Annotated in this window: 9 protein-coding genes and 1 riboswitch; of the genes, 7 read left to right on the top strand and 2 right to left on the bottom strand. The window is 70.7% G+C overall.

The window, feature by feature from the left end; all coding sequences use genetic code 11:
- Positions 1-66: 66 nt before the first annotated feature.
- Positions 67-441 (bottom strand): glycine cleavage system protein GcvH, encoded by a 375-nt coding sequence (gcvH, locus tag ACFV0G_RS25210; protein ID WP_380552169.1) that lies wholly within the window; start codon positions 439-441, stop codon positions 67-69.
- A 78-nt stretch (positions 442-519) separates the two neighbouring features.
- Positions 520-1638, bottom strand: a complete 1119-nt coding sequence (gene gcvT / locus ACFV0G_RS25205; RefSeq protein ID WP_380552167.1) for a glycine cleavage system aminomethyltransferase GcvT — start codon at positions 1636-1638, stop codon at positions 520-522.
- 152 nt (positions 1639-1790) lie between these two features.
- Positions 1791-1892: riboswitch (glycine riboswitch) on the bottom strand.
- A gap of 116 nt (positions 1893-2008) precedes the next feature.
- Between gcvT and ACFV0G_RS25200 the strand changes: the two genes are divergently transcribed.
- From ACFV0G_RS25200 to ACFV0G_RS25170, 7 genes are all read left to right on the top strand, one after another.
- A complete protein-coding gene (locus ACFV0G_RS25200; RefSeq protein WP_380552164.1) occupies positions 2009-2800 on the top strand; it encodes an enhanced serine sensitivity protein SseB C-terminal domain-containing protein in 792 nt (263 codons plus the stop codon).
- Positions 2801-2958: 158 nt separating this feature from the next.
- Positions 2959-3834: an enhanced serine sensitivity protein SseB C-terminal domain-containing protein gene (locus tag ACFV0G_RS25195; protein ID WP_380552161.1), complete on the top strand. Its 876-nt coding sequence runs from the start codon at positions 2959-2961 to the stop codon at positions 3832-3834.
- A gap of 633 nt (positions 3835-4467) precedes the next feature.
- Positions 4468-5457: an ABC transporter permease gene (locus ACFV0G_RS25190; protein WP_380552158.1), complete on the top strand. Its 990-nt coding sequence runs from the start codon at positions 4468-4470 to the stop codon at positions 5455-5457.
- Between the two features lie 94 nt (positions 5458-5551).
- Entirely contained in the window at positions 5552-7324 is a 1773-nt protein-coding gene (locus ACFV0G_RS25185) for an ABC transporter substrate-binding protein (protein WP_380552155.1), read from the top strand.
- A 117-nt stretch (positions 7325-7441) separates the two neighbouring features.
- The gene (locus ACFV0G_RS25180; protein ID WP_380552152.1) at positions 7442-8440 is read left to right on the top strand and encodes an ABC transporter permease; all 999 of its coding nucleotides are present in this window, start codon (positions 7442-7444) and stop codon (positions 8438-8440) included.
- Positions 8437-9498 carry an ABC transporter ATP-binding protein gene (locus ACFV0G_RS25175; protein ID WP_380552149.1) on the top strand — a complete coding sequence of 354 codons (1062 nt, stop codon included), beginning with the start codon at positions 8437-8439 and terminating at the stop codon, positions 9496-9498. Before ACFV0G_RS25180 ends, ACFV0G_RS25175 begins: the two co-directional genes overlap by 4 nt.
- 34 nt (positions 9499-9532) lie before the next feature.
- The coding region (locus ACFV0G_RS25170; protein WP_380552146.1) for an ABC transporter ATP-binding protein at positions 9533-10552 on the top strand (1020 nt) is incomplete at its 3' end.

Raw genomic sequence — 10552 nt, 5'->3', positions numbered from 1 at the left:
GGGCGGGCCGGCCCGGGGCCAGGGTGGGCGGCCGCCGCGCTGCGGCCGCCCCGGGTCCAGCTGCGGTCAGCCGCCGATGAGGGCGGTGTACGCGTCGGCGTCGAGCAGCTCGTCGGTCGCCTCGACACGGACCTTGAACAGCCAGCCGCCCTCGAACGGGGCGCTGTTGACGAGCGAGTTGTCGTCGAGCACGGCCTGGTTGACCTCGACGATCTCGCCGGTGGCCGGCGAGTACAGGTCGCTGACCGACTTGGTCGACTCGAGCTCGCCACAGGTCTCACCCGCGGTGACGGTGTCACCGACCTCCGGGAGCTGGACGTAGACGATGTCGCCGAGGGCGTCGGCCGCGTGGGCGGTGATGCCGACGGTCGACACCCCGTCCTCGGCGACGGTCAGCCACTCGTGCTCCTTGGTGTACTGCAGGTGCTTGGGGTTGCTCATGGCGTCATTCTCCAGGATCGCAAGGGGGGAAGGGCGGTGCGGTCCGCCGGTCGGACCGGGCGGTGGACGGTGTCAGCCTCAGCGGGCGCGCTTGTAGAACGGCAGCGCCACGACCTCGACCGGCTCGTGCTTGCCTCGCACGTCGACCGCGACGGCGCTGCCGGGCTCGGCGTGGGCGGCGTCCAGGTAGGCGATGGCGATCGGCCTGCCGAGGGTGGGGGACGGCGCGCCGGAGGTGATCCGGCCGATCACGGTGCCGTCCGCGGCGACCACGCTGTACTCGGCGCGGGGCACCCGCTTGCCCTCGGAGACCAGGCCGACCAGCTTGCGCGGCGGCGCGGTCTCGGCCTCGGCGACCGCCAGCTCCAGGGCCTTGCGGCCGACGAAGGCGCCCTCGTTGGTGGTCTTGTCGAAGCGCACCACCCGGCCCAGGCCCGCGTCGAACGGGGTCAGGTCGGTGGAGAGCTCGTGGCCGTACAGCGGCATGCCGGCCTCCAGGCGCAGCGTGTCGCGGCAGGACAGGCCGCAGGGCACCAGGCCCTTGTCGGCGCCGGCGGCGGTCAGCGCCTGCCACAGGTGCTCGGCGTCGGCCGGGGCGCAGAAGACCTCGAAGCCGTCCTCGCCGGTGTAGCCGGTGCGGGCCAGCCAGACCTGCTTGTCGGCGACGGTCGCGGGCAGCAGCGCGTAGTACTTCAGACCCGGCAGGTCGGCGTCGGTCAGCGAGGCGAGGATGCCGTTCGCCTCCGGGCCCTGGACGGCGATCAGCGCGTACGCGTCGCGGTCGTCGCGGACGACCGCGTCGAAGCCCTCGGCGCGCTCGGTCAGCGCGTCCAGCACGACCTGAGCGTTGGAGGCGTTGGCGACCACCATGTACTCGTCCTCCGCGGTGCGGTAGACGATCAGGTCGTCGAGGATGCCGCCGTCCTCGCGGCAGATCATGGTGTAGCGGGCGCGCAGCACGCCGAGCGCGGAGATGAAGCCGACCAGCGCGTGGTCCAGCATCTCGCCGGCCTGCGGGCCGGAGACGGTGATCTCGCCCATGTGCGAGAGGTCGAACAGGCCGGCCTTCGTGCGGACGGCGAGGTGCTCCTCGCGCTCGCTGCCGTAGCGCAGCGGCATGTCCCAGCCGGCGAAGTCGGTCATGGTGGCACCGAGCGAGCGGTGCAGCGCGTCGAGCGCGGTGAGGCGGAGGGACATGACGGCAGGACTCCTTGGCTGCTTATGGGCATGCTGGGGTGGAGTCTCCCCGTCTGTCGTCAACAACCTGAGAGCTTCACCGCCTCCTCAAGGATGGCGGCTTGCACCGTGGGTGGGCGCACGGCGCGGCCGTGTCCACTTTCCAGATGTGCCTCGCCCGTGCGGTATCTGTGCCTGAGAGATTCCGGGGAGGACTTGCTCCTTCGGCGCCGGTCGCGCCCTGTCGGGCGTCCGGACTCTCCCGCGCGGGTTCGAGCGGCCGGTATGCGGTTGTCTGGTCGAGCGCGCTCATCATGGCATGCCGCCGACCCTGATGGGAGAGGGGGAGGCCCGCTAGGCTCTGTACAGGGGTCGATCGAAGGGGCGGTTCATGGGGTATCCGGCGGGCGAGGCACAGGCGTGGGCCGCACCCGGTGAGGCGCCGGCGGGCGGCGGCTGGCCCGCCAACGAGCTGGAGCAGGTGCTCACCGCGGCGCTCGGCGATCCCGGCGCGACGCCCCGGGTGATCGAGGTGCTCGCCCGCAGCCAGGTGTGGATCCCGCTGCCGGCCGGCGCCGACCCGCAGGGCGGCTCGCTGGACCTGCCGACCATCGAACTGGCCGGTGCGCCCTACGTGCCGGTGTTCTCCTCGCAGGAGCAGTTCCTCCAGCACGCCCCCGGCATGGCGTTCGCGATCGCCCCGGTGTGGGAGTTCGCCCGCGGCCTGCCGCTGGGCATCGGCATCGCGGTGAACCCCGAGGCGCCGGTGGGCATCCCGGTGCCGCCGGAGGGCGTCGGCGAACTGCGCCGCGGCCCGCGCGACGAGTGGTCGGCCGAGCCGGCCCCCGAGGGCGCCGCGGTGGCCCTGCGCGAGCCCGAGCCGCACCAGGAGCCGTACGCCTTCCTGGCCGCCGCCACCGCCGAACTCGCCGCGCTGCCGGGCGTGCTGACGGCCCGCCGGGCGATCGCCCGGGTGGAGGCGGACCCGCCGCAGCTGTACGTCGGCATCCAGCTCGACCCGGCCTTCCCGGCCGAGCCGGTGCAGGTCAACGAGGCCCTCGGGCGGGCACTGGGAACCGCGCCGCCGCCCTGGGGCGTCCACCTGGTGCTGCTCGACCTGGCCGACGACCCGGTGGTCGAGTGGCTGCTCACCCGGGTCGCACCCTTCTACGTGCGCGGGTGACCCCCGGCCCCGGCGGGGCCAGGAGGGGGAATGCGGTATGACGCCTGTCGGCACGGCCCCATAGGGTGCTCCCCGACAGTCCGGGCGCAAGCCCACACCAGCAGCGGACACGGAGCGGACGGGGCGCGACGAGTGAGAGAGCGGAGCGAGGCGGGCGCATGAGCGCGGCAGCGGCCGGCGGCGCACCCGGCGGATGGGGCCAGGCGCCCGGGAGCGACCCGGGGGCCATCGAGCGCGCGCTCGGCGCGGTCGCCCCCGAGCGCTGGGAGGCGTACGAGGAACTGCTGCGGGCCCTCGCCCAGGGGCAGGTGTGGATGCTGCTCTGGCACGGCACCCCCGGCAGTCCGGACGCCCAGTACGGGAACATGGACATCAGCGGGCACGGCTACGCGCCCGCGGTCACCTCGCCCGAGCAGCTCGCCGCCAGCGGCTGGGCCCGCGCCCACGAGGTCATCTCCGGCCAGGAGATCGCCGCGGCACTCTTCCGCACCCGCTGGGGCCTGTGGCTCAACCCGCACGCCCCCGGCGGCGGCGTCGGCGTCCCGTGGGCCGACCTGCGCCGGATCGCGGTCGGCCTGGACCGGCTGCCGGCCGGCCCGCTGCGCATCTCCGAACCCCAGCTCCAGGCACCGCAGTTCTTCGGGCTGCTGGAGCAGCAGGCGGCCGAGGTGCGGCCGCTGCGCTCGCTGCGCCGGGCCTGGGTGCAGCCGGTGCTCGGCGAGGCGTACCTCGCGATCGGCCTGGACCTCTACGACACCTCGCCGCCGGCCGTCGAGGCCGCCCGCGCGCTGGTGCAGCGCGCCGCCGCGCTCGCCCCGGAGGGGCTGGCGGTCTCCACCGTCGCGATGGCCGACGAGTTCGACCCGGTGGCCCTGTGGATGCGGGCCAACGCCCGGCCGTTCTTCGACCGCGACGCCCGCTACGGGCAGCCGCAGGCACCCGCCCCCTACCCGCCCTACGGTTACGCTCCGCAACCGGCGCCGGGGACCCAGGGCTGGCCGCAGCAGCCGTGGCCGGGCTATCCCGGACGCTGACAACACCTCCGCACACCATCCGTCCCGGGCACCCTGCTGCCCGGCGGATGGCGGGATTCCGCCAGTGGCGCGATTCCGTCAGTACCCGTCCGGAGGCCTGTCCGCGCCATATCGTGGCAGTTTCCCGCCGCTGGCGACCTTACGCCAGTCCATCCCTTGGTGGTTTTGTTTCAACCATGTGAAGACACCTATTCGCCCGGCTTTGCCGTGCATGCGGTAGATCACAGTTGGGCATCCTTCGGTTTCCCCCTCTGGCGGAACGCTGCTCCGATGACGGAGAGTGCTGCAAACGCAGTGCGCGAGGCGAGCCCCACAAAGGCGAACGCGTACCTCGGACAGTTGGACCGCGCGATGTGCATGCCGCGCAACCCAGCACACCAGCAAGGCCCGCAGTACCCGCTCCTGCATCAGCCGGACATCCACCGCCGCGGCCCAGGCCGCACACCGGATCGCCGGCGCCCCCGAAAACGAACTCTGCACCGCCGCACCGGCGTACGGAACCACCGCACCGCTCTGCACCGCACCTGTCGCGAACTCCGGACCGTCCGAGGTCCGGGCCCAGACCGGGCCCGGGTCGCCTCGCCGACCGGAACCGTGGGCCGGCCACCGTCGGCGAGGGGAACGAACTGACTCATGACCACACCCACCGAGACCACCGGCTCTGCGCGGCCTGAAGCCGCGCCCGCGGGCGGCCCGTCCAAGAGCATCCAGGGACGCTCTCCCGGACGGATCGCCTGGGACCGGCTGAAGCGAGACAAGGTCGCCCTCGCGGGCGGCATCGTCGTGATCCTGCTGATCATCGCCGCGATCTTCGCTCCGTTGCTGTCGTCGCTCTTCGGCCACCCGGTCGACGAGCCGCACCCGGACCAGATCAACCCCGACCTGGGCCTTCCCAAGGGCTCCTTCGGCGGAATGAGCGGCGACTTCCTGCTCGGCGTCGACCCGACCTTCGGTCGCGACGTCTTCAGCCGGATCCTCTACGGCGCGCGGATCTCGCTCACCGTGGCCTTCCTCGCCGCCGCGGTCTCCGTGGTGATCGGCGTCGTCCTCGGCGCCGCCGCCGGCTACTTCGGCCGCTGGGTGGACTCCGCGATCAGCCGCGTGATGGACGTGCTGCTGGCCTTCCCGCAGCTGCTGTTCTCCATCGCGCTGGTCTCCGTGATGCCCGACTCGCTGCTCGGCCTGACCGGCAGCGGCGTGCGCATGGCGATCCTCGTGCTGGTGATCGGCTTCTTCGGATGGCCGTACATCGGACGTATCGTCCGAGGCCAGGCCCTGTCGCTGCGCGAGCGCGAGTTCGTGGACGCGGCCCGCAGCCTCGGCGCCGGCAGCATCCACATCCTGTTCCGGGAGCTGCTGCCCAACCTGGTCGCCCCGATCCTCGTCTACGCGACGCTGATCATCCCGACCAACATCCTCAGCGAGGCGGCGCTCAGCTTCCTGGGCGCGGGCGTCAAGCCCCCCACGCCGTCCTGGGGCCAGATGCTCTCCGACGCGACGAAGATCTACCAGGTCGACCCGACCTACATGGTCGTCCCCGGCCTCGCGATCTTCATCACGGTGCTCGCCTTCAACCTCTTCGGTGACGGCCTGCGCGATGCGCTCGACCCCAAGGGCAACTAGTCCAGCCCTCCCTCAGACCCGGCAGGTCCCTCTCAACCTGCCTGCCCCCGGCGGACCGTTCGTGCCCGCACATCACCAGGAGGATTCCTCACCCATGAAGCGCAACAGGACACTTGCTGCAGCCTCCCTCGTGGCGGCACTGGCCCTGACCACCGCTGCCTGTGGCGGCACCAAGGGCGGTGGCACGAACGACACCGCGAACAAGGGCGCGTCGGCGAGTGGCTTCAACGCCGCCGTGGACAAGGTGCTGAACCCCTCCGACAAGAAGGGCGGCACGCTCAACCTCTGGACGAGCACCGACGTCGACTCCCTCGACCCGGGCCGTGCGTACTACGCCTCCGTCTGGAACTTCGAGCGCTTCTACGCCCGCACCCTGCTCGCCTTCGACGGCAAGCCGGGCAAGGACGGCCTGAAGCTCGTCCCGGACCTCGCCGCCGCCCAGCCGAGCGTCGCGTCCGACGGCAAGACCTACACCTTCCACCTGAAGCAGGGTCTGAAGTACGAGGACGGCTCCGCCATCACCTCGAAGGACGTCAAGTACGGCATCGAGCGCATCTTCGCGCAGGACGTCGTCGCCGGCGGCCCGACCTACCTGATCAACTCCCTGGACCAGGGCCAGAACTACCCCGGCCCGTACAAGGACACCGACCCGAACAAGCTGGGTCTGAAGACGGTCGAGACCCCGGACGACACCACCATCGTCTTCCACCTGGCCAAGCCGGACTCCTCCTTCCCGTACCTGCTGGCCATGGGTTCGGCCTCGCCGGTCCCGCAGAAGCTGGACACCGGTGCCAAGTACGGTGACAAGCCGGTCTCCTCCGGCCCGTACAAGTTCAGCAAGGTCGAGCCAGGCAAGGGCTACGAGCTCGTCCGCAACACCAACTGGGACCCGAGCAGCGACCCGTTCCGCAAGGCCCTGCCGGACGTCGTCAAGCTGACCGTCACCACCAACGCGGACGACATGGACGCGCGTCTGCTCGACGGCTCCGCCGACCTCGACTGGGGCCAGACCGGTCTCTCCCAGGCCGCCCAGGTCAAGGTCCTCCAGGACTCGAAGCTGAAGGCCAACACGGACGACCCGTACAACGGCTTCATCCGCTTCATCGCGCTGAACCAGAAGGTCGCGCCCTTCGACAACATCCACTGCCGCAAGGCTGTGCTGTACGCGGCCGACACCACCGCCCTGCAGACCGCCCGCGGCGGCTCGGTGGCCGGTTCGACCTTCGGCAGCATGCTGCCCCCGAACATCCTCGGCTCGGACGACTACGACCCGTTCGGCCTGACCAAGGGCAAGCCCGACGTCGAGAAGGCCAAGGCCGAGCTCAAGGAGTGCGGCAAGGCCGACGGCTTCACCACCACCATCGCCGTCCGTGGCAACAAGGCCAAGGAGGTCAACTCGGCCGTCGCGCTGCAGACCGCCCTCAAGGCCATCAACGTCACCGTCAAGGTCGACCAGTACGACGGCAAGCTGCTCGCCTCCGTCGCCGGTTCGCCGGACGTCGTCCACCAGAAGGGCTACGGCCTGATCGTGGCCGGCTGGGGTGCCGACTACCCGAACGGCGCCGGCTACATGCAGCCCCTGATGGACAGCCGCTTCATCACCAAGACCGGTAACAGCAACTACCCGGAGACCGCCGACCCGGCGATCGACGCGCTGTTCGACCAGGCCGCCGCCGAGGTGGACCCGGCCAAGGCCGCCGACCTCTACAAGCAGATCAACCACAAGGTCGTCGACACCGCGGTGTGGCTGCCGATCGTGGCCGACAAGGCGCTCAACTACCGCAACCCGCGCCTGACCAACGTCTTCATCACCGACGCGTTCGGTGAGGTCGACTTCCAGGCGCTCGGCGTCTCCGACGGCAAGTGACCTGCTCCGTCCTCACCCCGTAGTTCGCACAGCTAGTCCGAAGGGCAGGTGAAGGTCCCGCCCGGGTCGGCAGCCACCCCCACAGGGGTGCGCCGGCCCGGGGCGGGGCCGACCGCAGTGCTCGTGTATCTCATCCGACGGCTCGTCAACGTCGTCGCCATGCTGCTGGTGGTCTCCGCGGTCACCTTTGGCATCTTCTTCATGGTGCCCAAGCTCACCGGGACAGACCCCGCGCTCCTGTACGTCGGCAAGATCGCCGACAAGGTGGCCGTCGAGGGCATCCGTCACAAGATGGGCCTCGACAAGCCCATCCTCGAGCAGTACCTCCTGTTCCTGAAGGGCCTGTTCGTCGGGCGCGACTACAGCACCGGCGTGGACATCACCCACTGCTCCGCCCCGTGCTTCGGTTACTCCTTCAAGACCGAGCAGGAGGTGTGGCCCGTCCTGCTCGACCGGCTCGGTGTCACCGCCTCGCTCGCCGCCGGCGCCTCCGTGCTGTGGCTGGTGTTCGGCACCGCGACCGGCGTGGTCTCGGCGCTCCGCCGCCGCACCATGATCGACCGCATCAGCATGACCACCGCCCTGGCCGGCGTCTCGCTGCCGATCTACTTCACCGGCATGCTCGCCAGCGCGATCTTCGTCTACCAGCTCGGCTGGTTCCCGCACGACTACGTGAACCTCGGCGACGACCCGGTCGGCTGGTTCCAGAACCTCGTGCTCCCGTGGGTCACCCTGGCGTTCCTCTACGCCGCGACCTACGCCCGCCTCACCCGTGCCACCCTGCTCGAGGTGCTCGGCGAGGACTACATCCGCACCGCCCGGGCCAAGGGCCTCGGCGAGCGGACGGTCATCGGCAAGCACGCCATGCGCTCCACGCTCACCCCGATCCTCACCGTCTTCGGCATGGACCTCGGAGCTCTGATCGGCGGCGCGGTGCTCACCGAGACGACCTTCAACTTCCGTGGCCTGGGCTACGAGGCGGTCGCCGCGGTCAGCTCCAGCGACCTGCCGGTGATCATGGGTGTCACCCTCTTCGCCGGCTTCTTCATCATCATCGCCAACCTGATGGTTGACGTGCTGTACGCCGTTGTCGATCCTCGGGTGAGGCTGTCATGAGCAAGACCCTGAACACCCAGAAGCCCACCTCGTTCCTGTCGGTGCGCGACCTGCGCGTGCACTTCCCGACCGAGGACGGCCTGGTCAGGTCGGTCGACGGGCTCACCTTCGACCTGGAGAAGGGCAAGACCCTCGGCATCGTGGGCGAGTCCGGCTCCGGCAAGTCGGTCACCTCCCTGTCGATCATGGGCCTGCACCGCACCGGCACCAAGCGCGGCGCCCCGCGGATCTCCGGCCAGGTCTGGCTGGACGGCGAGGAGCTGATCGCGGCCGACCCCGAGCGCGTGCGCAAGCTCCGCGGCCAGAAGATGGCGATGATCTTCCAGGACCCGCTGACCGCGATGCACCCGTACTACACGGTCGGCGCCCAGATCGTCGAGGGCTACCGGGCCCACCACCCGGGCACCAGCAAGAAGCAGGCCCGCACCCGTGCGATCGAGATGCTCGACCGGGTCGGCATCCCGCAGCCCGACAAACGGGTGGACGCCTACCCGCACGAGTTCTCGGGCGGTATGCGCCAGCGCGCCATGATCGCCATGGCCCTGGTCAACGACCCCTCGCTGCTGATCGCGGACGAGCCGACCACCGCCCTGGACGTCACCGTCCAGGCGCAGATCCTGGACCTCATCCGGGACCTGCAGAAGGAGTTCGGCTCGGCCGTCATCATCATCACCCACGACCTCGGCGTGGTCGCCGAACTCGCCGACGACATCCTGGTGATGTACGGCGGCAAGTCGGTCGAGCGCGGCCCGGCCGCGACCCTCTTCGAGTCCCCCGAGCACCCCTACACCTGGGGCCTGCTCGGTTCGATGCCCCGGCTCGACCGGGAGCTCCAGGACCGGCTGATCCCGGTCAAGGGCACCCCGCCGAGCCTGATCAACGTGCCGTCCGGCTGCGCCTTCCACCCGCGCTGCCCGTACGCCGAGCTGACCGGCGGGCGCTCCTCCTCCGAGGTGCCCGTGCTGGCCGAGGCCGCTCCGCGGCACCACGCGGCCTGCCACCTGCCGATCGCCGAGCGGCACCGGATCTTCGCCGAAGAGATCGCACCCCGGCTGTGACCCGGCCGTTCGTTCCACACTCAGGAGACAACCGATGACGGACCCATCGACGGCGGTGATCCCCGCACCCGCGACCGCCTCCGACCGTGAGCCGCTGCTCAAGGTCACCGGTCTGACCAAGCACTTCCCGATCACCAAGGGTCTGCTGCGCCGCCAGTCCGGTGCCGTCCGGGCCGTGGACGGCCTGGACTTCTCGGTCAACGCCGGCGAGACCCTCGGCGTGGTCGGCGAGTCCGGCTGCGGCAAGTCGACCATGGGCCGGCTCGTCACCCGGCTGGACGAGCCCACCGGCGGCAAGATCGAGTTCGAGGGCACCGACATCACCCACCTGGGGGTCTCGGCGATGCGTCCGCTGCGGCGGGACATCCAGATGATCTTCCAGGACCCGTACTCCTCGCTGAACCCGCGGCACACCGTCGGCACCATCGTCGGCGCGCCGTTCCGCCTGCAGAAGGTGGCCACCGAGGGCGGCGTCAAGCGCGCCGTCCAGGAGCTGCTGGAGCTGTGCGGTCTCAGCCCGGAGCACTACAACCGCTACCCGCACGAGTTCTCCGGCGGCCAGCGGCAGCGCATCGGCATCGCCCGCGCGCTGGCGCTCAAGCCGAAGATGATCGTCGCGGACGAGCCGGTCTCCGCGCTCGACGTGTCGATCCAGGCGCAGGTGGTCAACCTCCTCGACGACCTGCAGAACGAGCTGGGCCTGACCTACCTGATCATCGCCCACGACCTCTCGGTCGTCCGGCACGTCTCGGACCGCGTCGCGGTGATGTACCTCGGCAAGATCGTCGAGATCGCCGACCGCGACTCGCTGTACGGCTCGCCGATGCACCCGTACACCAACGCGCTGATGTCCGCGGTGCCGACGCCGGACCCGCGGCGCAAGGAGCGCCGCGAGCGGATCCTGCTCACCGGTGACGTCCCGTCGCCGCTGAACCCGCCGAGCGGCTGCCGCTTCCGCACCCGCTGCTGGAAGGCGCAGGACGTCTGCGCCACCCAGGAGCCGCCGCTGGTCGCGGCGAAGGCCGGCCACCAGGTGGCCTGCCACTTCCCGGAG

It is taken from the genome of Kitasatospora sp. NPDC059571 (assembly GCF_042735675.1).
Lineage (GTDB): Bacteria > Actinomycetota > Actinomycetes > Streptomycetales > Streptomycetaceae > Kitasatospora.
The sequence above is the reverse complement of the archived record's forward strand: the minus strand, read 5'-3'. Positions and strand labels throughout refer to the sequence as shown.

Excerpts from the sequence above, each read along its gene's own strand:
- ACFV0G_RS25190 (WP_380552158.1), top strand. The coding sequence starts at position 4,468 with ATGACCACACCCACCGAGACCACCGGCTCTGCGCGGCCTGAAGCCGCG.
- gcvT (WP_380552167.1), bottom strand. The coding sequence starts at position 1,638 with ATGTCCCTCCGCCTCACCGCGCTCGACGCGCTGCACCGCTCGCTCGGT.
- ACFV0G_RS25185 (WP_380552155.1), top strand. The coding sequence starts at position 5,552 with ATGAAGCGCAACAGGACACTTGCTGCAGCCTCCCTCGTGGCGGCACTG.
- gcvH (WP_380552169.1), bottom strand. The coding sequence starts at position 441 with ATGAGCAACCCCAAGCACCTGCAGTACACCAAGGAGCACGAGTGGCTG.
- ACFV0G_RS25195 (WP_380552161.1), top strand. The coding sequence starts at position 2,959 with ATGAGCGCGGCAGCGGCCGGCGGCGCACCCGGCGGATGGGGCCAGGCG.
- ACFV0G_RS25200 (WP_380552164.1), top strand. The coding sequence starts at position 2,009 with ATGGGGTATCCGGCGGGCGAGGCACAGGCGTGGGCCGCACCCGGTGAG.
- ACFV0G_RS25175 (WP_380552149.1), top strand. The coding sequence starts at position 8,437 with ATGAGCAAGACCCTGAACACCCAGAAGCCCACCTCGTTCCTGTCGGTG.